The 24513-nt window shown below is 70.5% G+C and carries 19 protein-coding genes and 1 tRNA gene; 12 read left to right on the top strand and 8 right to left on the bottom strand.

The annotated features are described in order from the left end of the window. The first annotated feature begins 192 nt into the window (after window positions 1-192). Genes AC5020_RS00280 through AC5020_RS00300 form a run of 5 tightly spaced genes read left to right on the top strand, consistent with a single transcriptional unit; the run spans window position 193 to window position 8414 of the window. Window positions 193-2190, top strand: a complete 1998-nt coding sequence (locus AC5020_RS00280) for an ABC transporter substrate-binding protein (RefSeq protein ID WP_464986745.1) — start codon at window positions 193-195, stop codon at window positions 2188-2190. Between the two features lie 6 nt (window positions 2191-2196). Then, window positions 2197-3189, top strand: coding sequence for an ABC transporter permease (locus AC5020_RS00285; RefSeq protein WP_377793716.1), 993 nt, complete (start codon window positions 2197-2199; stop codon window positions 3187-3189). Between the two features lie 14 nt (window positions 3190-3203). Further along, on the top strand, window positions 3204-4400 hold the full coding sequence (locus tag AC5020_RS00290) for an ABC transporter permease (protein WP_464986746.1): 1197 nt from the start codon (window positions 3204-3206) through the stop codon (window positions 4398-4400). Further along, window positions 4375-6768 (top strand): ABC transporter ATP-binding protein, encoded by a 2394-nt coding sequence (locus AC5020_RS00295; RefSeq protein WP_464986747.1) that lies wholly within the window; start codon window positions 4375-4377, stop codon window positions 6766-6768. Before AC5020_RS00290 ends, AC5020_RS00295 begins: the two co-directional genes overlap by 26 nt. Continuing rightward, entirely contained in the window at window positions 6765-8414 is a 1650-nt protein-coding gene (locus AC5020_RS00300) for an acyltransferase (protein WP_464986748.1), read from the top strand. The genes AC5020_RS00295 and AC5020_RS00300 overlap by 4 nt, the downstream gene beginning before the upstream one ends. Window positions 8415-8421: 7 nt before the next feature. Here the strand turns inward: AC5020_RS00300 and AC5020_RS00305 are convergent, their stop codons facing one another. Then, complete coding sequence (locus tag AC5020_RS00305) at window positions 8422-9138, bottom strand: CE1759 family FMN reductase (RefSeq protein ID WP_464986749.1); 717 nt, start codon at window positions 9136-9138, stop codon at window positions 8422-8424. A gap of 36 nt (window positions 9139-9174) precedes the next feature. Beyond that, window positions 9175-10353, bottom strand: a complete 1179-nt coding sequence (locus tag AC5020_RS00310) for an LLM class flavin-dependent oxidoreductase (RefSeq protein ID WP_464986750.1) — start codon at window positions 10351-10353, stop codon at window positions 9175-9177. A 141-nt stretch (window positions 10354-10494) separates the two neighbouring features. Between AC5020_RS00310 and AC5020_RS00315 the strand changes: the two genes are divergently transcribed. After that, entirely contained in the window at window positions 10495-12582 is a 2088-nt protein-coding gene (locus AC5020_RS00315; protein ID WP_464986751.1) for a S9 family peptidase, read from the top strand. Between the two features lie 148 nt (window positions 12583-12730). Here the strand turns inward: AC5020_RS00315 and AC5020_RS00320 are convergent, their stop codons facing one another. Continuing rightward, window positions 12731-13213 carry an OsmC family protein gene (locus AC5020_RS00320; protein WP_464986752.1) on the bottom strand — a complete coding sequence of 161 codons (483 nt, stop codon included), beginning with the start codon at window positions 13211-13213 and terminating at the stop codon, window positions 12731-12733. Window positions 13214-13320: 107 nt separating this feature from the next. Between AC5020_RS00320 and AC5020_RS00325 the strand changes: the two genes are divergently transcribed. Next, window positions 13321-13539 (top strand): helix-hairpin-helix domain-containing protein, encoded by a 219-nt coding sequence (locus tag AC5020_RS00325; protein WP_464986753.1) that lies wholly within the window; start codon window positions 13321-13323, stop codon window positions 13537-13539. Window positions 13540-13560: 21 nt separating this feature from the next. Here AC5020_RS00325 and AC5020_RS00330 read toward each other — a convergent pair whose 3' ends face one another. The 3 genes from AC5020_RS00330 to AC5020_RS00340 all read right to left on the bottom strand — a co-directional run bounded on the left by AC5020_RS00330 (window position 13561) and on the right by AC5020_RS00340 (window position 15923). Further along, window positions 13561-14835, bottom strand: a complete 1275-nt coding sequence (locus AC5020_RS00330; protein ID WP_464986754.1) for a hypothetical protein — start codon at window positions 14833-14835, stop codon at window positions 13561-13563. Window positions 14836-14975: 140 nt separating this feature from the next. Then, window positions 14976-15362: a hypothetical protein gene (locus AC5020_RS00335; RefSeq protein WP_377018519.1), complete on the bottom strand. Its 387-nt coding sequence runs from the start codon at window positions 15360-15362 to the stop codon at window positions 14976-14978. 138 nt (window positions 15363-15500) lie between these two features. Then, window positions 15501-15923, bottom strand: coding sequence for a hypothetical protein (locus tag AC5020_RS00340; RefSeq protein ID WP_377018520.1), 423 nt, complete (start codon window positions 15921-15923; stop codon window positions 15501-15503). A gap of 383 nt (window positions 15924-16306) precedes the next feature. On the opposite strand from AC5020_RS00340, the gene AC5020_RS00345 reads away from it, so the two are divergent. Next, the gene (locus tag AC5020_RS00345; RefSeq protein ID WP_464986755.1) at window positions 16307-17374 is read left to right on the top strand and encodes an Rv2578c family radical SAM protein; all 1068 of its coding nucleotides are present in this window, start codon (window positions 16307-16309) and stop codon (window positions 17372-17374) included. 230 nt (window positions 17375-17604) lie between these two features. Here the strand turns inward: AC5020_RS00345 and AC5020_RS00350 are convergent. Together AC5020_RS00350 and AC5020_RS00355 are read right to left on the bottom strand one after the other, a co-directional pair. Further along, window positions 17605-17689, bottom strand: a tRNA-Ser gene (locus tag AC5020_RS00350). A gap of 93 nt (window positions 17690-17782) precedes the next feature. Further along, entirely contained in the window at window positions 17783-18775 is a 993-nt protein-coding gene (locus tag AC5020_RS00355) for a LacI family DNA-binding transcriptional regulator (RefSeq protein ID WP_464986756.1), read from the bottom strand. Between the two features lie 341 nt (window positions 18776-19116). On the opposite strand from AC5020_RS00355, the gene AC5020_RS00360 reads away from it, so the two are divergent. The 4 genes from AC5020_RS00360 (at window position 19117) to AC5020_RS00375 (ending at window position 24501) form a co-directional block, all read left to right on the top strand. Beyond that, a complete protein-coding gene (locus tag AC5020_RS00360; RefSeq protein ID WP_464986757.1) occupies window positions 19117-20781 on the top strand; it encodes an HAD-IA family hydrolase in 1665 nt (554 codons plus the stop codon). A 77-nt stretch (window positions 20782-20858) separates the two neighbouring features. After that, on the top strand, window positions 20859-21815 hold the full coding sequence (locus AC5020_RS00365; RefSeq protein ID WP_464986758.1) for a DUF8171 family membrane protein: 957 nt from the start codon (window positions 20859-20861) through the stop codon (window positions 21813-21815). A 26-nt stretch (window positions 21816-21841) separates the two neighbouring features. Next, window positions 21842-23677: an ABC transporter ATP-binding protein gene (locus AC5020_RS00370; RefSeq protein ID WP_464986759.1), complete on the top strand. Its 1836-nt coding sequence runs from the start codon at window positions 21842-21844 to the stop codon at window positions 23675-23677. Then, window positions 23677-24501 (top strand): energy-coupling factor transporter transmembrane component T family protein, encoded by an 825-nt coding sequence (locus tag AC5020_RS00375; protein ID WP_464986760.1) that lies wholly within the window; start codon window positions 23677-23679, stop codon window positions 24499-24501. Before AC5020_RS00370 ends, AC5020_RS00375 begins: the two co-directional genes overlap by 1 nt. Window positions 24502-24513 lie beyond the last annotated feature (12 nt).

Here is a 24513-nt window from a genome sequence, read left to right on the forward strand (position 1 = left end):
GGTGCCTGCGTCGCCCGACTCCTCGTGATTCTCACTCGGCGAGGGCGCCCATGGATGACGGGTGTATTCACGGGTAGTCGGAGTACCCCTGTGCGATATCTGGAAGTACGTCACAGAGTGATAACGAGATCGTGCGTCCGGTGTTTGTTGCGCTACGGTGGCAAGCGCTTGCACGCGCAATGAAGCGAAGAGATGAGCGAGGCTCCCATGAACCAGTCCATTCCCTCCACGTCCCTCCGGCGTCGAAGCGTCCTGTCCCTCGGCGCGACGGCCGGCCTGATCACGGCGACGGCCTCGAGCTGCTCGTTCCTCTCCACCGACCCCAACGCCGAGGGCGGCAGCGGTGGCGGGGGCGACGATGCGATGGAGTCTCCGATGCTCACCGAGAAGGTCGACGCCGGGGAGCTGCCCCCGCTCGAGGAGCGCCTGCCCACCGAACCGCTCGTCGTCGCGGCCGCTGAGCCCGGAACCTTCGGCGGCACCTGGCGCGCACTCACCCTCGGACCGGGCGACTCTGCGTCCCCCGACCGCATCCTCGGGTACGAACCCGGGTTGCGGAAGGACCCCATGCTGACCGAGGTGGGCCCCGGCGTCTTCACCGGTATGGAGATGAACGAGGACGGCACGGAGTACACGCTCACCCTGCGGGAGGGCATGAAGTGGTCCGACGGCGAGCCCTTCACCGCGGACGACATCGTCTTCGCGATCGAGGACGTCTTCGGCAACGAGGAGCTGTTCGCCACCCCGCCCAACTGGATCGCCACCGACGGTGAGAAGGCCACGGCCGAAGCGATCGACGAGACCACCGTCAAGGTCACCTTCGCCTCTCCCACCGGGCGCTTCGAGGACGAGGTGAACCGCAACATGGAGCTCATCAACTACCCCAAGCACTACGCCCAGGACTTCCTTCCCACCTACAACGACGACCTGGACGCGAAGGTCGAGGAGGCCGGACTGGAGGCGTGGACAGATCTGTGGAACGACCAGATCGCCGATCAGGGATTCTGGAAGAACGCGGACCTGCCCACCATCGACGCCTGGACCGTGACGACCCCGCTCGGGGAGGGCGACTCGGTGGTGTTCGAGCGCAACCCCTACTACTGGAAGACCGACGCCGACGGTCGTCAGCTGCCCTACATCGACACGCTCAGCTTCGAGGTGGTCACGGACCCCGAGGTGATGACTCTGAAGGTCACCGACGGTGAGGTGGACCTGATGTACCGCCACGCCAACACCTCGGCGAACAAGCCGGTGTACGCCGACAGCGTCGAGGCGGCCGGCACTCGGATCGTCGAGACCACCGCCACCAGTATGAACTCCATGTGCATCGCCCTGAACCTGGCCCACAAGGACCCGGAGAAGGCGGAGCTGTACCAGAACCGGGACTTCCGCATCGGCCTCTCCCATGCGATCGATCGCGAGGAGCTGATCACCGCGGTGTGGCAGCGCCAGGGCGAGCCGTGGCAGTGGGCACCGCACGCCGAATCCGAGTACTACGACGAGGAGTTCGCCAAGCAGTACACCGAGTTCGACGTCGACCTGGCGAACGAGCATCTGGACAAGGCCGGCATCACCGAGAAGGACGGCGACGGCTTCCGCACCATGCCGGGCGGCGGCACGCTGACCATCACCCTGGACGTGCCCTCGGCACTGTTCCCCGAGTGGCCCACGGCCGCGGCGATGATCTCGGACATGTGGCAGGAGGTGGGCATCCGCATGAGCGTGAACACGGTCGATCGCACCCTGTTCTACGACCGGAAGATCCCCAGCGCCAACGAGATCGACGCCGGAGTGTGGGCCGGCGACGGTGGCCTCGCCGTGGAGTCGGTCGACCCGCGCTGGTACATGCCCTACAGCGACGAGTCCGTGTGGGCGACCCCCTGGGGCCAGTACTTCAACAGCGGCGGCAGCGAGGGGCCGGAGCCGATCCCCGCCGCCAAGGAGCAGATCGAGCTCATGTGGCAGTTCGACGACGAGCCGGACCCGGACACGCGGGACGAGCTGTTCCGCCAGGTCCTGGCCATCGCCAAGGAGGAGTTCTGGGGCATCGGCATCGGCACCGCGCCCAACCCGTACTGGGTGGTCAAGAACCGGCTCCACAACGTCCTCGAGGGCGTGCCGGACACCTGGGTGTATCGCACCCCGGGTCACGCCAACCCGGAGACCTGGTTCCTCAGCGAGGATGCCTGATCGCTGATGGGTCGTTACCTCCTGCGCCGGGTGCTCATCATGATCCCGACGCTGTTCGCCATCTCGATCGCCTCGTTCGTCCTCATCCAGCTGCCGCCCGGCGACTACGTGACCACGCTGGTCGCGCAGTACTCCGCGCAGGGCGACCAGCTCGACGCGGCCCGCATCGCCGCGCTCGAAGCGCGCTACGGTGTGGGCGAGCCGATGATCGTGCAGTACTGGAAGTGGATCAGCGGCATCCTCTTCCACCTCGACTTCGGGGAGTCCTTCGCCTGGCAGAAGCCCGTCTCCGAGCTGCTGGCCGATCGGCTGCCGCTGACGATCCTGCTCTCGATCGGGACGCTGCTGTTCATCTGGGCGGTCTCCTTCCCGATCGGGATCTACTCCGCCCTGCGCCAGTACAGCATCGGTGATTACGCGTTCACGCTGATCGGCTTCATCGGCCTGGCCACCCCGAACTTCCTCATCGCGCTGCTGCTGATGTACCTGGGCATGCAGTACTTCGGGACCGGGGCCGGCGGGTTGTTCTCCCCGGAGTGGCGGGACGCGAGCTGGAACCTGGGCAAGCTGCTGGACCTGCTGGGCCACATCTGGGTGCCGCTGGTGGTCTGGGGTACCGCGGGCACCGCCGGCATGATCAGGATCCTGCGTGCGAATCTGCTCGATGAGATCCGCAAGCCCTACGTGACCGCGGCCCGCGCCCGGGGTGTGGCCGAGACGAAGCTGACGGTGAAGTACCCGCTGCGCGTGGCGCTGAACCCATTCTTCTCCACGATCGGGTGGGTCCTGGCCAGTCTCATCAGTGCCGACGCGATCGTCTCCAAGGTGCTGAACCTGCCGACCATGGGCCCGCTGCTGCTGGACTCGCTGAAATCGCAGGACATGTACCTCGCGGGCTCGATCATCCTGATCAGCGCCACGCTGACCGTGATCGGCACGCTCATCTCCGACCTGTTGCTCGGCTGGCTGGACCCGCGGGTCCGGCTGGGCCGACGGTGAGAAAGGGGTCTTCGATGATGACCGAAGCCCAGAAGCTGCAGGATTTCCCCGCGGGGTCGGACCCGCTCGCAGAGACGCCCGAGGACGAGAGTGCCGAGACGTCCACCCGGGAGCCCGGTGACGGCGAGGTCGCCGTCGCCTCCCAGTGGAAGCTGACCTGGTGGTCCTTCAAACGGCACAAGCTCGCCATGGCGGGCGCCGTGGTGACGCTCCTGCTCTACCTGATGGTGATCTTCGCCGGGTTCCTGGCCCCGTACGCGAAGTCGTACTACAGCCCCGAGCACGCCTACGCGCCGCCGCAGGCGCTGCAGGTGGTCGACGCCGAGGGCAACTGGGGGCTGCACGTGCACCCGCAGGTGGCCGAGCAGGACCCCGAGACCCTCCAGCTGACCTGGACCACGGACGAGACGGCCACGACCGAGGTGGGCTTCTTCGTCCGGGGTGATGAGTACACGCTGCTGGGATTCATCACCGCCGATCGGCACCTGTTCGGACCCACCGACCCCACGTCCCAGGAGCCGGTCTACCTCCTGGGCGCGGACAAGAACGGACACGACATCCTCTCCCGCATCATCCACGGGTCGGTCGTCTCCATGACCATCGGGCTCGTGGGCGTGGCGATCTCTCTGATCATCGCCATCGTCCTCGGCGGGCTCTCCGGCCTGCTCGGTGGCGTCACGGACACGATCATCCAGCGCGTGATCGAGTTCCTCATGTCGTTGCCGGCCATCCCCCTGTGGATGGCGCTCGCGGCAGCCGTCCCGGCGACCTGGAGCCCGCTGGAGCGCTACTTCGCGATCATCGTGATCCTCTCGCTGATCGGGTGGACCGGTCTCGCCCGCGAGGTGCGCGGCAAGTTCATGTCGGTGCGCGAGGAGGAGTACATCACCGCGGCCCGGATCGACGGGGCCAGCCGCGGACGCCTGATCGGACGCCACATGCTCCCGCAGTTCACCAGCCACATCATCGCCGGGCTGTCGCTGTCAATCCCCGCGATGATCCTGGCCGAGACCTCGCTGTCCTGGCTGGGGTTGGGACTGCAGGCCCCGGTGGTCAGCTGGGGCGTGCTGCTGCAGGAGGCCCAGAACGTCCGTGTCATCACCACCGCCCCCTGGATCATGATCCCCGGCCTGGCCGTGGTGATCGCGGTCCTCGCCCTCAACTTCTTCGGAGATGGACTTCGCGATGCCGCCGACCCTTACAAGAACTGACGACCCCGGTCCCGCCATGGAGACCTCGGCCCCGCCGCTGCTGCGCATCCGCGGGCTGAAGACCCACTTCGAGACCCATGAAGCCGTCGTCAAAGCCGTCGACGGTGTGGACATCGACGTCCCGCGGGGCAGGACGGTCTGCGTCGTGGGCGAGTCCGGCTGCGGGAAGTCCATGACCGCGCGCTCGATCCTGCAGCTCATCGAACGCCCCGGCCGGATCGTCGACGGATCGATCCAGTGGCGTCCTGACGCGGGGTCGGACGAGGTCATCGAGGCGACGGAGCTGGGCCCGAAGGATCCCCGTCTGACCCGGCTCCGCGGCGGGGACATCGGCATGATCTTCCAGGAGCCGCTGGCCTCGCTGTCGCCGATGTACACGGTGGGCGAGCAGCTGTGCGAACCGCTGCGCATCCACCAGGGGCTGTCGAAGGCCCAGGCGCGCGAGCGTGCCATCGAGATGCTCGCCACCGTGGGGATCCCCAAGCCGGAGCAGCGGGTCGACGCCTACCCGTTCCAGCTCTCGGGCGGCATGTGCCAGCGCGTGATGATCGCGATCGCCCTCTCGTGCTCCCCGAAGCTCCTCATCGCGGACGAGCCCACCACGGCACTGGACGTCACCACCCAGGCGCGCATCCTGGATCTCCTGCACGACCTGCAGGCCGAGAACGGCATGTCGATGCTGTTCATCACCCATGACATGGGTGTGGTGGCGGAGATCGCCGACGAGGTCACCGTGATGTACCTCGGTCGCGTCGTCGAGCACGGCACGGTCGAGCAGATCTTCAACGCGCCCAAGCACCCCTACACGCGGGCCCTGCTCGACTCCATCCCCACCGCGCATACCGACGGCCCTCGCAGGACCCTCGCCGCGATCCGCGGCATGATCCCGCACCCGCAGAACCGCCCGGCCGGCTGTCCCTTCAACAATCGCTGCGACCACGCGCTCGAGGGTGTCTGCGATCAGGAGTTCCCGGCGCGGACGAGCTTCGGTGACGATCACTTCACGCACTGTCACCTGTACGACGAGCAGGGCAACGGGATCCACCCGGGAGCCGCCGACGGGCCACGAGCGGCCGACGGGACGGCCGGCGGTGCCACGACCGCCGGCGCCACCGGCGCCACCTCACTGGGGATGCCCGGCATGCCGGAGCCGTCCCTTTCCACCGCAGCGGCGACCCAGGACGGTGCGGCTGCCGGCGCCGACTCCGGGCAGGCCGGGCTTCGGCCACCGGAGACCACCGGGCAGGCGGGCGAGCCGCAGCAGGAGGAGGCTGCAGACGGCTCGCGCCTGACCGTGGACCGGCTGCCCGTCACAGAGGGGCGGCGAGCAGAGAGCGAGGAGACCGCTCCGATCCTGCGGATCCAGGACCTCACGAAGCACTTCCCTCTGAAGAAGGGTGCCTTCCGACGCGCCACCGGCAGCGTGTACGCGGTCGACGGGGTGTCCCTCGATCTCCGCCCCGGGGAGACCCTGGGACTGGTGGGCGAATCCGGCTGCGGGAAATCCACGCTCGGCCGGACCATCTCCCGGATCCTCGACCCCACCGACGGCAGCATCGAGTACCGGCGCCGGGACGGCTCCGTGGTCGACGTCGCCACGATCAAGGGCGACGAGCTGACCCGGTACCGGCGGGACGTGCGTGTCATCTTCCAGGATCCGTTCTCCTCCCTGAACCCCCGGATGAACCTTGAGCAGCTGGTCGGGGAGCCGCTGCTCAACAACAAGATGGCCAAGGGGGCGGAGCTGCGCGATCGGGTCGCCGAGATGCTGAGGACCGTCGGCCTGCGCCCGGAGTACCTCAAGCGCTACCCGCACGCGTTCTCCGGCGGCGAGCGCCAGCGCATCAACATCGCCCGGGCACTGATCACGAACCCGCGGGTGGTGATCGCCGACGAAGCGGTCTCGGCCCTCGACGTCTCGGTGCGCGCGCAGATCCTCAACCTGCTCAGCGACCTCCAGGAACAGTTCGACCTGACGTACCTGTTCATCAGTCACGACCTCTCGGTCGTCGAGCACATCTCGGACCGGGTCGCGGTGATGTACCTCGGCAGGATCGCCGAGCGCGCCTCGACCCGGGACCTCTACGAGGCGCCCCAGCATCCCTACACCGAGGCACTGCTGCACGCCGTCCCGATCCCGGATCCGGCGATGCGCGGCTCCCATCAGGGGTTCGCCATCGCCGACGACCTGCCGGACCCGGCGAATCCGCCGTCGGGCTGCCCCTTCCACACCCGGTGCCCCTACGCCCGTCAGGAGCGCTGCCCGGACGAGCGACCGCCGCTGCGTCCGATCACGGACGGCACCCAGGTGGCGGCCTGCCACTACAGCGAGGAGCTGGCGCTCGCCGGCGTCGAGGAGCGTCGATGAGCTCGCCGCCGAACCGCCCCGGACTCCGCGACGCCGAACCGGATTTCAACGCCTGGTCCTTCTGGCGCCAGGCCGACGACGCGGCACAGCAGGCTCAGCGGGAGCGTCTGGCCGAGCTGGCCGCTGACGGCGCCGAGCTCGGCGAGGGCTGTGTCGTCTCGCAGTGGGCCGCCTGCTTCCCGGAGACCCTGGTTCTCGGGGAGGGGGCCTACCTCGCGGCGTTCAGCTACGTGACCGGAGACGTCCGGATCGGCGCCCACTCGACCGTCAACGCGTACGTGGTGGTGCGCGGCGCTGTCAGCATCGGCGAGGGCGTGCGCATCGGTGCCCACACCTCGCTGCTCGGGTTCGACCACCAGTTCGCGCCCGATCAGCCGGTGCGCAAGCAGCCGCTGGTCAGCCGCGGGATCACCGTGGGGGACGATGTCTACATCGGCTCCCACGTCGCCGTCGTCGACGGGGTGAGCATCGGCGCCCACAGCGTCATCGGGGCCGGCGCCGTGGTCACCAGGGACGTGCCGGAGTGGTCGGTCACGGTCGGCAACCCGGCACGGCGCATCCGCGATCGCCGCGAGACCGGCGGACGGTCCTCCGCGCGCCGTGGGGCCCGGGACCTGAGCGAGTTCGCCGACCGGGCCCGCCAGGAGGCCTCCAGCGTTCTGGCGCGGTGCTGGGATGAGGACCAGCGCGCGTTCACCGACACTCCGGGCGCCGCACCCACCGTGCGCGCCCTGTGCGACGCGGTCGAGATCGCCGAGCTGCTGGAGCCCGCAGCGCTGCGGCAGCTCGACCGCCCGGAGGTGATCCAGCGGCTCACCGCGCGCCAGGACCCGCGCACGGGGCTCATCCCCGAACTCGGCCACGAGCTGGGCGAGCCCACCGCGGCCGACCTCGGCGGGGGAGCGCGGTATCACGTGCTCAGCGCGGGGTACGCCCTCGATCTGCTCGGTGCCCGATTCCCCCATCCGATCGGCATCGTCGACACCCTGCGGGGCCCGGATCTGATCGCCGCCCTCGAGCAGCAGCCCTGGACCGAGCGCGCCTGGGGCGCGGGGGACTGGGTGGACGTGGTCGGCACAGCACTGACGTGGAACCGCGAGTGGTTCGAGCTGCCGGGCGATCTGGAGACGCTCGTCGGGTGGCTGCACCTGACCGTGGACCGCAGCACCGGGGTGTGGGGCCGGCCCCGGGCGTCCGACGGGCTGCGTCAGCCGGTCAACGGCTTCTACCGGCTCAGCCGCGGAACGTTCGCCCAGTTCGGGCTCCCGATCCCGCACCCGGAACGGGTGATCGACACGGTCCTTGCCCACGCGCGCGACGACCGCCGGTTCGGGGTGGGCCGCTCCACGGCCTGCGACGTGCTGGACATCGCCCATCCGCTGTGGCTGGCCCGCCAGCAGACCGCCCACCGCGGCGAGGAGATCACGGCGTGGGCGGCAGGACAGGTGCCCCGGCTGGTCGCAGCCTGGCGGCCTGGCGAAGGATTCGGCTTCGCACAGCGCCCCGATGCCCGCGGCACGGCCTGCCCCGGCCTGCAGGGCACCGAGATGTGGCTGGCCATCTCCTGGTACCTCGCCGACCTGCTGGGCGAGGCCGGCTCCCTCGGCTACGAACCCCGCGGCGTGCACCGCCCGTGGCCGCGCTGAGGGTTCCTCAGCGCCCGCCGAGCAGCTTGTCCATCGGGACGAAGTCGGAGAACTCCGCGTCCAGCGCCGGGCCCTGCGTCTCATCGGCCGCCCCACTCGTCGCGCTCGCCGCACCCGTCGCTCCCGCCGGATCCGAGGCCGCCTCGCCGGCCGCCTCCTCGATCCCGGAACGCAGCATGGTGGCCAGCTCGGCAGAGGCCCGCCGCACCCGCGCCGCCAGCGGCTGCTCGTCACCGTGGGCGTCGGCGTCCGCCCCGAAGTCGGCCGAGGCCGCGAACACGACCGTCGGCACCACTTCGGCCTTGAGGTAGCCGAACATCGGGCGGATCGCGTAGTCGATCGCCAGGGAGTGCCGCGAGGTCCCCGCGGTCGCTCCCAGCAGCACTGGCTTCGCCTTCCAGATGTCGATGTCGATCGCGTCGAAGAAGGACTTGAACAGCCCCGAGGGGCCGACGTTGAACACGGGGGTCACGGCGATCACCGCGTCGGCCGCACGCACGGACTCGATCACCATCGACAACCGCTCGCCGGGGAAACGGGTGAGCATGGCGTCGGTGATGTCGTGGGCGTACTCGCGCAGCTCCACGGTGCGCACGTCGACCTCGGCGCCGTCCCGGCCGAGCGCGGAGGCCGCCTCGCGGGAGAGCTGGTCGGCCAGCATGCGGGTCGAACTGGGCGTGGACAGCCCTGCGGACAGGGCGACGAGACGAATGGGACCGGTCATGAGGTGGATCCTCCCTGAAGCATCGAGTAGAGCATGTCAGGCGCCTCGGCGGGCGTCGAACGGCCGCTGGTCCTCGGCGCGCAGGCCGGTCCAGTTGTCACCGGTCTCGAACTTGTAGGTGTCATCGAAGCTGCCCCGCTCGGCCTCGGCGGCGGCGACCCGCGCGGCGTGGGTGGGGGCCTCGGGGACGTCGGCCGGCTTGCGGGCCTCGAGCTCCTTGCGCAGCACCGGGACCACCTCCGTGCCCAGCAGCTCGATCTGCTCCAGGACCGTCTTGCGGGGCAGGCCGGCGTGGTCCATGAGGAACATCTGGCGCTGGTAGTCGCCGACGTGGTCGGCCATGGTCAGGTACCGCTCGACGACCTGCTCGGGGGAGCCGACCGTCAGCGGGGTCATGCGGGTGAACTCCTCCATCGAGGGGCCGCCGCCGTAGACGGGGGCGTGGTCGAAGTAGGGGCGGAACTCGTTGACCGCGTCCTGGGAGTTCTTGCGCATGAAGGCCTGGCCGCCGAGGCCCACATAGGCCTGACGGGCCGTGCCGTGGCCGTAGTGCTCGTAGCGCTCACGGTAGAGCTGGACCATCTGCTGGGTGTGGCTCATGGGCCAGAAGATGTTGTTGTGCAGGAAGCCGTCGCCGTAGTACGCGGCCTGCTCGGCGATCTGCGGGGAGCGGATCGAGCCGTGCCACACGAACGGGGCCACGCCGTCCAGCGGGCGCGGGGTGGAGGTGAACTGCTGCAGCGGGGTGCGGAACTGGCCCTCCCAGTCCACGACGTCCTCGCTCCACAGCCGGCGCAGCAGATCGTAGTTCTCGATCGCGATCTCGATGCCCTTGCGGATGTCCTGCCCGAACCACGGGTAGACGGGCCCGGTGTTGCCGCGACCCATCACCAGGTCGACGCGACCGTTCGTGAGGTGCTGCAGCATCGCGTAGTCCTCGGCGATCTTGACCGGATCGTTGGTGGTGATCAGCGTGGTCGCCGTGGAGAGGATGAGCTTTTCGGTCTGGGCGCCGATGTAGGCCAGCGTGGTGGTGGGGGAGGAGGTCACGAACGGCGGATTGTGGTGCTCGCCGAGGGCGAAGACGTCCAGGCCCACCTGCTCGGCGAGCTTGGCCTCCTCCACCATGAGCTGCAGGCGCTCGTGCTCGGTGGGAACCTTCCCGGTGGTGGGGTCCGGAGTGATGTCGGCGATGGTGAAGATTCCGAACTGCATGATCGCTCCTAGCGCGTCTCGTGGCTCGGGAGGGAACGGTGCGTGGCGGTCCCGGCTCGGCCTCCTGTAGATAGTTCAAGAATAAACTACCTGTGCGGTGCGGGCAAGACCCGTCGGCCGCCTCTGGCAGGATGGTGAGGCATGACACGAGCGAGCACCCGAACCCTGTTGGACGCGACCCGGCTGGCCGGACTGGAGACGACCGACGGAGGCAGGATCCTCGCGAAGGTCTCCAGGCTCGATACCACAGGCACGGCGTACCGCAGCGCCCTGGTGGAGATCGAGGGTGACCACCTGGTGCCGCTGACGCGCGGCGCCGCCTCAGTCGGCGCCGTCGCCGCCGCGGAGGACGGCACCACCTTCTTCACCGCCAAGCGCACCGGGGAGGACGGCAAGGAGGCCGACGACGCCCAGCTGTGGGCCCTGCCCGCTCGCGGTGAGGCCCGCGAGGTCGCAGCGCGCCCCGGCGGCTTCGGCGGACTGAGGATCGCCGGGACGCGGCTGGTCGCCGAGCTCGAGGTGCATTCGCAGGCGTCCGACGAGATCGAGCATGCCCGCCTGGCCGCCGAGCGCGAGGAGGCGAAGGTGACCGCTGCGCTCCACGCCGGCTTCCCCACCCGGTACTGGGACCACGATCTCGGCCCGGCCCGATCGGTGCTCGCCCTCGCCGCGCTGCCGGAGGACGTCGCCTGGGCCGAGGCGACTCGCCCCGCGAGCGCTCAGGACGGTGCACCGGCGGACGGTGTAGCCGCGGACGGGGCGCCCACGGGCGGGGCGGCCGAGAAGGACCCCGTCGGCCCGCAGGTGCTGCACTTCCGCCACGTGACCATGCCGCCCGGGCGTCTCGTGGACTGGACCGTGGACCGCGAGGGCACGCGCGCCCTGGTGGCCATGGCCGATTCCCGCGGCGATCTGCTGGCCGCGGAGAGCCTGTACCTGCTCGATCTGATCGGCGCCCAGCCACCGCGGCTGCTGCGCGAGCCGACGGCCGAGGCCGAGTACAGCCCGGGCGAGTTCAGCCCCGACGGGACCCGTGCCCTGATCGGACGCGGCCGGAACTGGACCCGCGAGACGAGCCTCAGCTCGAGCGTGGAGGTGCTGGACCTGGCCGACGGATCGTCCTCGACGGTGTGGCCCGAGCTCGACCACTGGGTCGACCCGGTATGGCTGGACGAGGCGACCCTGGTCGCCGCGAGCGACGACCACGGCCGCGGCTCCGTGTGGATCGGCGGCCTCGAGGACCCCGCACCGCGGCGGCTGGCGGGCGGGTCCCAGCAGGACCTGGCCTTCTCCTCGATCTCGGTCGCCGGGGGCGCGGTGGTCGCCTCGGCCTCCGGGGTCTCCGTCGCCCCGCACCCGGTGCGCATCGACCCGGCCGACGGGACCGTGCGGGAGCTGCCGAATCCCGCCGATCCGATCGAGCAGACCGGCTCGCTGACGGAGCTGGCCGCCACCGCGGAGGACGGCACCGATCTGCGGGCCTGGCTGCGCCTGCCGGCGGGGGAGGGCCCGCATCCGCTGGTCGTGTTCGCCCACGGCGGCCCGTGGGGCTCGTGGAACGCCTGGACCTACCGCTGGAACCCGGGGCCCTTCGTCGACGCCGGCTACGCCGTACTGCTGCCCGATCCGGCGATCTCCACCGGCTACGGGCAGGCGATGATCGACCGCGGCCAGCACGAGCTCGGCGGCGCGCCGTTCACCGACATCATGGCCCTGACCGATAGCGCCGTGGCGCGCGAGGACATCGACGCCGAGCGCACCGCGTTCGCCGGTGGTTCGTACGGCGGCTACATGGCCAACTGGGTGGCCGGGCACACCGGGGACCGTTTCCGCTGCATCGTCACCCACGCCTCCCTCTGGGACACCGAATCGATGGGTCACACCACCGACAACGCGAGCTGGGAACGGCCGATGCGCGACCAGAACCGGCGCTACAACCCCAAGGACAGCGTCGAAGAGATCGTGGTGCCGATGCTGGTCATCCACGGCGACAAGGACTACCGGGTGCCGATCGCCCAGGGCCACGCCCTCTGGTACGACCTGCACGAGTTCTCCGCCACCCCGCGCGATGCACAGGGGCGCACCCGTCACCGCTTCCTCTACTTCCCCGACGAGGGGCACTGGATCATGGGCCGCGGCAACGCCGAGGTCTGGTACGAGACCTTCCTCGGCTTCCTCGACCAGCATGTGCGCGGGACGGACTGGGAGGCTCCGGCGGCGCTGGGCTGAGGACAGCCCGGGCGCGGCGGGGTCGTCGTAGACATCGCGATGCCGTCCTCGTCGTCGGCCGGGGCGAGGTTACGCAGTTCGACCTAGACGAACGGCCCCCGTGCGGCCCCGGTCAGCGGCGTCGACCCTCGCCGTCAGCCGTCAGCCGTCAGCCGTCAGCCGTCAGCAGCTCGACGCGCGGCGTGCCCTGGCCGGTGAGGAGCTTGGAGACGGGGCACCGGGCGTGCGCGGCGTCGGCGATGGTGCGGGCCTCGTCGGCGGCCATGTCCGGGATGCTCACCAGGGCGCGCGGAGCGAATCGGTAGCCGCCGGCCGGATCGCGATGCAGCTCGACCTCGACGCTCACGCTGCTCTGGTGCGGGAGCTCTCGTTCGGCGAGCACCACCCGCAGCGTCTCCCCGAGGCACGTGCTCCAGGCCATCGCGAGGAACTGCTCCGGGGTGAATCCCTGGTGCGGTGTCGACGGTCCGCCGGTGGGCAGCGCGGCCCGGTGGGCGGCGGGGCCGTCATGGACGCGGACCTCGCCCGTTGTGCCGTGGATGTTGTCCGCGCGGGCCGTGTAGAGAGCAGGGTCCTCGGGGTGGGGCGAGGAGGTCGGGCCGGGGGCGGCACCTCGATCGTCGGCGGTCATGACGTCAGCGTACGGGCGAGGCCGAGTGCGGGGGAGGGCGGACACCCTGGCACTGCGGCATGCGCCGGATTACGCTCGGTCACACGTCCAGGAGAAGGGGAAGGGCCATGGCGACACCGGATGTTCGACCGGTGGGCGACCTGCCGGACGCGCTGGGCAAGACCGCGCCGCGCGAGCTGCAGGCGGCAGGAATCGACTCGCTCGAGAAGATCAGCAGGCGCACGGAGGCGGAGCTATTGGCGATCCACGGCGTAGGCCCCAAGGCGATCCGCATCCTGGCCGAGGCATTGAGCGAGAAAGGGCTGACGTTCGCTCAGGCCGAGTGACACGGGACGCGCCGGTCACCCTCAGGTGACGTCCTCGGCGGGAGCGTCCCACGTGTTGCACACGCTCAGGTCTCCGCCCGACTCGAAGCCGACCTGGATCCAGTGCGCACGCGACTCGGGGTCGATGGCATCGGGGTCGCCGCCGTCGTTCCAGGTGGCCGGATCGGCGAGCGCCTCTTGGAGCGAGGAGTCCAGCTGAGCGCTCGAGGGCAGCTGCATCGTCGAGGCCGACCCCAGGCACTCCCGCTGGAGGAAGAACCGTCGGGTCGTCTCGGCCTGCTGATCGGGGTCGTCGGCGAGCTGCTCGTTCAGGGCCGCGTAGTAGAGGCCCACGGAGCTGTTCCACATCAGCGGATTGGTGAACTGGAAGGCGAGATCCCACGTGTATGCCTGCGGGATGTGCTCGGCGTCGCTCAGGGTGGCGCCGGTTCCGGCCCCGATCGGCCAGTACAGCACACCGTCGAGGTTGCACATCCGGGCGGTGTCCTCCGTGAAGTCCTCCGGGTCGCAGGACATGTCAGAGGGGACGTCGGGCCAGGTGAAGACCTTGATCGTGGGACTGATCCAGGGGAGCCCGCGGTCCGAGCTGGCAGGAGACCACACCTGGTTCAGGCACCCCGAGGCGGCGTCGAGCAGTGACTGCAGCTGCTCGACGTCGTGCTCGACCGGGGTCTCGGGCAGCTCGCACGTGCCGACGTCGGGGAGCGAGCCCTCGGTCAGAGGGTTCTCGATCAGGATCTGCCGGAGGGTCTCGGCGTCCTCGGGCGGAGTGTCGAGCGGACTGATCACCTCGAACTGGGCGTTCTCCGCCGGCACCTCGCTCTCGGTGCTCTCGGTCTCCTCGCTCGGCGTCGCGGAGTCGCTCGCCGTGTCCTCCTCGGTGGCCGGGTCGCTCGTCGGCTCACTGTCGGTCGTGGCCGGGGAGGCGGTGGGTTCCTCATCGCCTCCCCGGGTGAAGGCGTAGAAGGCCACGCCGCCGCCGAGGACGAGGACCAGGACAGCGATGCAGCCGAAGGCCACGGCGATCAGTCCCCAGGGGCGTTTGGGGGAGGGGGACCGGCCGAACTGCGATGGTCCGCCGGGTCCGCCGGGTCCGCCGGGGCCGCCGGGTCCGGCGGGGCCGCCGGGTCCGGCGGGGCCGCCCATGCCGGGCTGCGCGGGGGCCGCACCGAAGGACGGAGCCTGTGGCTGCTGGGCGTGGGGCTGGGGCGGCGGGAACCCGCCTCCCTCAGAGCCGCCGTGGTGCCCCCCGTAATACGGTCCCTGCCCGTTCCCGCCGGTTCCTGCGCTCGACATCCGTTCTTCCCCCTTGGCTGCACAGCGTGCTTGCAGGCGCAGAATATCCGGGCGGGACGCTGCAGGCTCCGGCCGTAGGTTCCGATGCGGTCACAAGTGCCCGAGTCGTCCGGCCGAGGGTCGCAGGAACCGGCGGGCGTCTAGGGTGCCGGGGCGACGTCCTCGGCCGGAGCATTCCAGGTGTTGCACGCCGAGAGCTCCCCGTCGGACTCGAAGCCCGCCGTCAGCCACCGCACCCGAGAGGCGGGTTCGAGGGTCTGCGGCGGATCGCCGGTGCCCCAGTTCGTCTCGTCGAGCAGGTGGTCCCGCAGCTCGGCGGACGGCCGCGCCGCCGAGGGCAGCTGCATGGTCGAGGCCGCCGCCAGGCATCTCATCTGCAGGTTGAAGCGGCGCCACACCTCCGAGCTGAGCGGATCCTCGGGGGAGATCTGTTCCGAGAGCGCCAGGAAGTAGGCGGTGAGCGAGCTGTTCCACGCGACGAAGATCATGATCAGGTACGAGAGGTCCCAGACGTACGCCGAGGGCACGTCCGCGGCGTCATCCCGCGAGGCGCCCAGGCCATGGCCGGCCGGCCAGTAGACCGTCGCATCGAGGCTGCAGACGCGGGGGAAGTCCTCCTCGAAACTGCTCGACTCGCACTCGGAGGCGGGGATGTCCGGCCAGGTTTAGACCTGGACCCTCAGGGGCTCCCACGGCAGGCCCCGGTCCGAGCTGGTGGTGGCCCAGACCTGGTTCAGGCACCCGGCGGCCGCATCGAGAACCGCCTGGAGCTCGGCGGTGTCGTGGTCGACCGGAGTGGCCGGGAGCTCGCAGTCGGCGACGTCGGGCAGGGAACCCTCGGTCAGAGGGCTGGTGGCCATGACGGTCGTGAGCTCCTCCACGTCACCCGGCGGGACGTCGATCGGTGAGACCACCGTGAACTCGGGCTCCTCGGTCTCGGAGCCGCTGGGGGTCTCCGGTGTCTCCTCCGCCGGCTCCGACGGGCTCGACGTGGTCGACGCGGCGGTGGGATCCTCTCCGCCGCGGTTGAGCGCGACGTAGGTGACGCCGCCGCCGAGCACGAGCGCGAGGGCGGCGACGCACCCCATGGCCACCACCCTCACGGCCCACGGCGGGCCGCCGCGCCGGCCGCCCCCAGCCGCGGGGCCCGACGTCCGCTGCTGATACCAGCCGTGCGATCCGCCCTGAGGGGGTCGGTCTCCTGGTCCCGAGTGCGTCATGCCTCTCTCCCCTGCCCCGTCACGTCCTCGCCGTGCGCAGGATATGTGAAGCGATGACGCCGCGGACGGGATGCCGGCGTCCTGGCCGACGGGTCCCGGGCTTCCGCCGGCTGCGACGTCGATCCTCGGGCGCCCTGACGTGCGGCGTCCGGAACTGCCCGTGCGGATATCTCGACGGGGTCACGATTCACGCGGAGTCGGTCGCGGCGCGGCCGCTTGACACCGCATCGAACAGGTGTTCGACTTTCGGTATGCGGTGGAGCGGGCAGGAGATCAGCGGCGAGACGACCAGCGGTCAGGAGGACGCTCCGGCTCTCGTCGGCCTCTCCGGGCTCGTGCGCAGCGTCCGCACTCCCGAGTTCCAGGGCGTCACCTTCCACGAGGTGACGGCGAAGTCCGCGCTGAACCGGGTGCCGCCGGCGAGCTCGATGCCCTTCGAGTGGACGGTCAATCCCTATCGCGGCTGCTCGCATGCCTGCGTGTACTGCTTCGCCCGCAGCACGCACCGCTATCTCGACCTCGATGCGGGAGCGGATTTCGACCAGCAGGTGATCGTCAAGGTCAACGTCGGCGACGTGCTGCGCGCCGAGCTCCGCAAGCGCACCTGGAACCGCAGCCACGTCGCGCTCGGCACCAACACCGACCCCTACCAGCGGGCCGAGGGGCGCTACGGACTCATGCCCGGGATCATCTCCGCGCTCGCCGACAGCGGCACGCCCCTGTCCGTGCTGACCAAGGGAACCCTGCTGCGGCGAGACCTGCCGCTGCTGTCGGAGGCGGCCGAACGGGTCCCGGTGGACCTGTCCATGTCGATCGCCGTCTTCGACGACGAGCTGCAGAAGGCCATCGAGCCCGGCACGCCCTCGGCCGCCGCGCGCCTGGCGACGGTGCGGGCCGCGGCGGATCGCGGCTTCAGCGTCTCGGTGTTCCTCATGCCGATCATGCCGTGGTTGACCGACTCCGATGCACAGCTCGACGAAGCGCTCGCGCGCATCGCGGAAGCCGGCGCCGCGCGGGTGGTCTACGGCGCGCTGCACCTGCGGCCGGGCGCCAAGGAGTGGTTCCTGGAGTGGATCGAGCGGGAGCACCCCGAACTCGCCACCGGCTATCGGCGCTTCTACCAGCACGCCTCGTATGCGCCCGCGTCGTACCGCAAGAACCTCGCCCGACGGATCGAGCCGCTGCTGCAACGCCACGGTCTGAACTCCCGTGAGGACGAGGACCAGCCGGAGCAGCGGCGGCGTGCCGCGGGTGCGGCGCAGCGGGCGACCGCGGCACCGTCGGCGCTCGACCTCGCGCCGCAGCCCGCGCTCTTCTAGGGGGCTTGCAGAGCCTTCTGCGTCCCCGGCGGATCTCTGCGTCTCCCCTCAGCGTCTCCCGCAGCGTCTCCCTCTCAGCGTCTCCCTCTCAGCAGCGAGATCCGTGACCGAGTGGGAATGACCCGCGCATACCAACAAGGTCGCGGATCTGGCCGCCGGGTCGGGCTCGCTGGCGTCCAGCGGGACAAGGAAATGGCTCCTGACCTGGGTCAGGAGCCATTTTCTGTCGGCGGAGGATGGGGGATTCGAACCCCCGAGGGCGTTAACCCAACACGCGTTCCAGGCGTGCGCCATAGGCCGCTAGGCGAATCCTCCAGCGCTCACGAAGAGCAGTGGACAGCGTACCCGAGAGCCCAGGTGGGCGCGAACCGTGCGGGCACAGGTCACATCGGCGCCCGCTCCCGGACCTCACCGGGGCGCGGGCCCGGTGGAGTCCCGCACCCGCAGGGTCGGCTCGACACGGCTGAACGATGCCGTCGCCCGCCCTGCGAGCCGTTCGCGGATCATCTGTGCCGCGAGCCGCCCCATCTCCGCCCGCGGCTGGTTCACGCTGGTCAGGTGCGGTCTGACGGTCAGCGCGACCGCCGAGCTGTCGTAGCCTGCCACGCTCAGGCGCTCCGGCACCGGGACCCGCAGATCGGCGGCGCGATGCAGGACGCGCACTGCGGCGATGTCATTGGCGGCGAAGACGGCCGTGGCTGCCCCCTCCGCGCCGCGGCGAATCGCCCGCAGCAGCAGGTCGATGCCGTCATCCGGGTGGACCGGCCCGATCACCGAGGCGACCTCGCGCAGGCCATGGCGCTCCATGGCGGTCAGGAAGCCGGTCCGGCGCAGGGCGGGGCCGGGGCGGGCCGACAGGGTCACGTGCGCGATGCGCCGGTGCCCCGACTGCACCAGATGGTGCACGGCAAGGGCAGCGCCGGCCTCGTCGTGGTTCAGGACGTGGTCGACCCCGGGCACCTGGTCCTGCATGCGGCCGATCACCACGACCGGCACCACCTGCGCCGCCTGCTCCAGCGCGGCAGGGTCCAGCCACGACGAGATCACGATGACGCCGTCGACCCCGAGGTCCAGCAGGCGCCGCAGCCCCCGTGCGAGATGAGCGGTGTCCCGTCGACCGTGGGCGATCACCACCTCCAGGCCCTCGTGGTCGGTGCGCTCCTCGATCCCGGCGATGACGTCGGTGTGGTACGGGTTCCCGAGATCCGTCGGGAGCACTCCGATCAGGCCCGTGCCGCGGCCACGACGGCCGTAGCGCAGGCTGCGGGCCGCTGCGAGCACCCGCCGCCGGGTCTCCGCGCTGACGCCGGGCCGATCGTTCAAGGCCATCGACGCGGAGGCGGAGGACACCCCGGCGGCGCGGGCGACGGTGGCGAGGGTGGGGCGCGCTGAGGACGTCACCTGCTCGGTCTATCAGCCGAGATTCCGGTCACGACCTGGAGAGCTGAAATCTTTCAGGGCTTGTCCCCGAGCTGTGGCAGTCCCGTCACCTGGTGTTCATGACCCCGGCGTCAGCGCTCCGTAGCGTCGGAGAGGCCCCACCAGAAGACCGGGACGCCAAGGTTCTGTGACCCCGAGACCCCGGGACCCCGAGCCCCCGAGGCCCCGGGACCCCGAGCCCCCGAGACCCCGAGACCCTGAGACCCCGAGACCCCGAGGCCCTGAGGGCCCGAGCCATCCAGACCCCGAGCCGGTGCGACGCCCAGCCGTTGCGAGACCGGACCAGCTTCCCGAGGAGACCCGTGACCACTGCCCCCGAAGCACTCGATGCCCCCGCGGAGGGGGCCCGGGCACTCGCCGCTCCGAGCGCGCTGCTGCTGGATTTCGGCGGAGTGGTCGTGACCACGACGCATCGGGCGCACTGGGCTCGCGAGCTGGCCGGCTGGATCGTGGAGCGCACGCGCTCGCTGGGCTGCGACCTCGATCCCGAAGGCGTCGAGCAGTCGCTTCGCGCGGGCCGACGGGCGCTGTCGCTGTGGAAGGACGCCGCCTCCCGTCGGCTGGAACCGCGGGAGCTGACCAGCTACGAGATCGTCGGGGACTTCCTGCTGGCCGACCTTCCCGCACCGATCCGGGCTGCGATGCGGCTCGAGGCCGGCGAGCTGCTGGAGCGGATGGCCGGCCTGGTCGCCGATCACCGTGTGCGTGAGGGCATTTCCGCGCTGCTGGAGACCGCGCGATGTGGCGGGGTGCGCCTGGGCATCGTCTCGAACGCCCACTCCGGGCGGGCCCACCGCCGCATCCTCGATCAGCTCGGCCTGTCCGACGCCTTCGGCGTGCAGGTCTATTCCGACGAGGTCGGCATCCGCAAACCGCACCCCGGGATGATCCGGCGAGCCGCGGAGGCCCTCGGTGTCGACCCCGGATCGGCCTGGTACGTCGGCGACACCTTGGATCGCGATGTCGCCGCGGGGCGCCGCGCCGGCGTCGGCGCCGTGATGATCACGCGCGATCGCAGGACCGACACCCCGCCCTTCCCCGTCCTCGACGTCCCCGACCTCGTGGTCGAGGAGCCGAGCGGACTGATCGCCCCGCTGCGCACCGCACTGGGCACGGGTCGCGCCTCCACCCCGATCGACGGCGCACCGGCGCCGGCCGGACCGCCGCCGCCCGCACCACGCCGCCGTCCGGCGCTGCTGCTCGACCACGGCGGGGTCATCACCTCCTCCACGCCGAATCCGGAGCGCTTCTCCGGTGTCGGCTCACGCATCGTCGAGCTGGCCCGGGGAGCCGGGTGCCACCTCGAGCTGCAGACCGTCCTCGATGCCCTCGAGACCGGTTGGGAGCGCCACCGCGCCCACAAGCGGCGCCGGGACAGCTCCCCGGATCCAGCACACCGTCACGAGGAGATCGACCCGGCCGAGCTCTGGGCAGACCTCATCGGGCAGGACCTCCCCGAACAGCTGCGCCCCCTCCTGCGCCTGGAGGCCGCCGAGCTGTCCCTCGCGCTGCACCGCGCCAAGTCGCATCCGGCACCGCGTCCCGGCGCGCTCACGCTGATCGAGTGGTGCCGACAGCGAGGAATCGTCGTCGGCATCGTCTCGAACACCATCTCGGGCCGCGGCGTCCGCGAGATCCTCGAGGACTACGGGATCTCCGCCCGCATCGGTCCGGCCGCCTACTCCGACGAGATCGGCGTGCGCAAGCCCGGCCGGGCGATCTTCGAAGCCGCCCTCGCAGCCCTCCCGAGCGACCGCGCCGACGTGGTCTATGTCGGCGACAAGGCACTCAACGACGGGCGCGGCGGCCGAGACGCCGGGATCGGCACCGTCTGCCTGCTCCGCGGCGGCAAGGACTCCGACGCGACGCTGGAAGCCGCCCTCGCCGAGGGGCTCGCCGATCACGTCCTCGACTCGCCGGATCAGGTGATCGAGGTGCTCGCCGCACTCGCCCCGGGCCGTCCCTGACCCCGGCCCGCGCCTGCTCCACCGACCCGACCCGTCCGCCCCGTCCGTTCGCCCCGCACGCATCGACAGGAGTTCTCATGACCACCCAGACGCCCTCACCGCTGCCGGAACCCGACCAGGATCAGCGCCGCGGAACCCTGCGCGGCGCCGTCGACGGCATCCGCTCGGCCCACCTGACCACTTCGCAGAAGCTCATGATCTTCGTCCTGTCGATGTCCCTGTTCGGGCTGTCGAACATCTTGCTCGAGATCATCCCCGACATCACGATCGGACCCATCGACCTGTCGATCTCGAACATGATGTTCATCCCCGTCGCCATGGCCGGGCTGCTGTCCCCGTTCTGGGCCGCGCTCGGTGCCCCGCTCGGCGAGATCGTGTTCACCGACCTGCTCATGGGCGACTTCTCCGGCCTCGCCGAGGTCGAGGGATACGTGCAGATGTTCCTCGCGATCTACATCGGCGGCTCGCTCGTCCGCAATCCGCGCAGCCGCGCACAGGTCGGCGTCAGCGCCGTCTGCATCATCCTCATCGACAAGGTGCTCTCCGCCGTCGTGGACATGGCCAAGGTCTGGATCGGGGTCGAGGACGCCGAGTACGTCACCGGGCTGCCGCAGTCGATCATCGCCGTCGAGACCGTCGGTCTGGTCACCGACGTGGTGATCAGCGGCATCCTGTTCGGGGCGATCCCCGCCATGTGGCTGGTGCCCGCCCTGTACGGGAAGATCGAACCGCTCATGGGTCTGCGGCCCCGTGTGCCCGGCGAGCCCATCCCCGGGGACACCCCGCGCGGCCCGCTGTTCGTCGGCGCGGTGGTGCTGCTGAGCATCGCCTCCTTCGGCTTCGCGTTCCTCGAGGCGTTCGACCTCAGCGCCGGTGCCTGGGAACCGGACTTCCTGGACCGCTTCGGCAACGGGTTCCTCTGGGTCTCGGTGGCCGCGATCGTGGTCGTGATGGCGGTCTCCGTGCTGCTGTTCCGCCGCTCGGGCACACCCGCGCACACCGGCGCTCCCGGGCCCACCGGCACCGAGAACTGATCAGGATCCGAGACCAGGAGCTCCCTGTGCAGACCGCCACCCCGACCGACCGTGACGATCCGGTGGACACCGATGCGGTGATCCGCGTGAAGGACCTGTCCTTCCGCTATCCCGGCACCGATCGCGACACCCTGCGCAACGTCGATCTCACCATCGCCCGTGGCGACTTCGTCGCGGTGGTCGGGGGCAACGGATCCGCCAAGACCACCCTGTGCAAGACCTTCAACGGCCTGGTCCCGCACTACTGGAACGGGGACTTCGCCGGCTCGGTGCACGTGGACGGCCAGGACACCTGGGACTCATCCGTCGCCGAGCTTTCCAGCCGCGTCGGCTACGTCTACCAGGACTTCCAGAACCAGCTGGTGCGGCCGACGGTGCGCGACGAGGTCTCCTTCGGCCCTCTGAACTTCGGACGCGCCGATCACCGTGAGCGCACCGAGGAGGCCCTCGAGCAGCTCGGCATCTCCCACCTTCTCGATCGCTTCGTCTGGCAGCTCTCCGGCGGGCAGTCCCATCTGGTCGCGCTCGCTGCGGTGCTGGCGATGCGCCCCGAAGTGGTGGTGGTCGATGAGCCCGTCGCCGAGCTCGACCCGGCGCGGGCCCGGGAGATCTATCTGCGTCTGCGTGAGCTCAACGAGCAGCACGGGATCACGGTGGTGACCATCGAGCACCACGCGGAGTTCATCGCCGAGTTCGCCCGCTCCGTGGTGCTGATGGCCGACGGTGCCCCGGTGTGGCATCTGCCCGTCCAGGAGGCGATGGACCGCCACGGTGACCTCGAGGCCCACGGCATTCCCGCGCCGGATGCCGTCGCTGTCTCCGCGGCGGTCGGTGCCCGGCCCGTGGCTCTGGATGTCCCCTCGGCCGCCCGCGTCCTGCGACCGCACGTCCGTCCGGGTCGGACCGGAGCAGAGCCCGAGCAGGCGCCCGGCCCCGACCACACGCTCGGCTCCGCGGGAGCGCCCGCGGAGGTCGTCGCCTCGCTGCGGGCCGTGGAGCACGGCTACCGCAGCGTCAGCGGCGCGCTGACCCCGGTGCTGCAGGGCATCGACCTGACCCTGTCCGCCGGGGAACGGATCGCGCTGGTCGGTACCAACGGCGCCGGCAAGACCACCCTGATGAAACTGCTGACCGGTCTGATCGTCCCGCGCCAGGGCACGGTCACCGTCGACGGCGTCGATACCCGCAGCCGCTCGGCCGCACAGCTCGCCGACCACGTCTCCTACCTGTACCAGCAGCCGCAGCGAATGTTCCTCAAGGACAGCGTGCGGGCCGACATCGCGCTGTTCCCCGAGGGGCGCCAGGTTCCCGGCGCGCACGCCATGGTCGAGGAGGTCATCGACCGTGTCGGGCTGGCCCCGTTCGCAGACCGCGACGGGCGCACCCTCTCCGGCGGCCAGCAGCGCCGGGCCACCATCGGCATCGGCCTCGCGATGCGCCCGCAGCTGCTGCTGCTGGACGAACCGACCTCGAGCCTGGACATCCGATCCCGGGACGACGTCACCGGCATGCTCGCCTCTCTATCGGAGTCGGTCCGCTGCGCCGTGGTGGCCACGCACGACATGGAACTCGTCGCGAGCTGGGCCAGTCGAGTGCTCGTGCTGGACCAGGGCCGGGTCCTGGCCGACCTCACCCCGCGCGAGCTGTTCTCCGCGCCGGAGATCACCGCCCGGGCCCGCTTGGTGCCGCCGCAGGCCGCCCGCATCGCCCGGGAACTGGGCCTGGAGCCGTTGCCGCTGACCGCGGCCGCGCTGCGTGCCCGGCTCGGAACCGCTACGGCATCGTCCCTCGTCCCGCAGCCGGCGGCCGGCGCGGTCCCCGCCCCGGCCGTTGCCGCGGGCACCACCCTCGAGGAGCGCTGATGGCCCGCAAGACCCGAGACGTCCTGAGCGTGGAATGGGTGCGCCTGGAGCTGCTGCGCACCGCGTACTCGACACGCGGGGGAATGTTCGCCCGAATGGATCCGCGCATGGTGCTGGCCTGGTACGTGCTGGCCGCGTTGGCGCCGTGGTTCACGCACAACCTCACCGTGCTGATGATCCTGTTCGTGATGGGCGCGGTCGCCGTCGTGCTCGCTCGGGTGGGCCCCCTGGTCCTGGGGCTGTTCCTGGTCGGACTGATCGGCAACGCGGTCGGCCTGTTCGCCGCCGCATTCGTGTTCGGCGGTGATCTCGGGACGCTCGTCGCCCTGGGAGAGCTCAACCTCAAACTGGGCGCGGTCTCGATGGCCTCGATGGCGGCCTTCGTGTCACTGGAGCCGGAGAAGCTCTCCGACGCGCTGCTGGCACTGCGCGCGCCGGAGCTTCTGGCCTTCGGCGTCAGCTACGGGTACCGGATGCTGCCGATCCTGGTGGACGAGTACGTGACCGTCTTCGACGGTCAGCTGCTGCGTCACGCCCCCGTCGAGCGCAGAGGGGTGCTGGGGTGGCGGGTGATCCTGCGGTGGAGCACGCTCGCGGTGACGGCCTTCTACCCGATCATGCTCAACACCGCGAAGAACGTGCGCACGACGGTCGAGGCGCTGGAGACCCGGGGATTCACCTACGGTGCACATCACCGCGCCGGGCGGACGCTGCGCCTGGCGTACCTCAAGATCACCTCGTGGGACATCGTGGTGCTGGCCGGCTCGGTGGTCGCTGTGGTCCTCGCGTACTGGACCGGGGCGCAGTTCCCGATCCATCGGTGACAGACTCCCCGT

The sequence above is a fragment of the Brachybacterium sp. SYSU DS0246 genome, assembly GCF_059391765.1.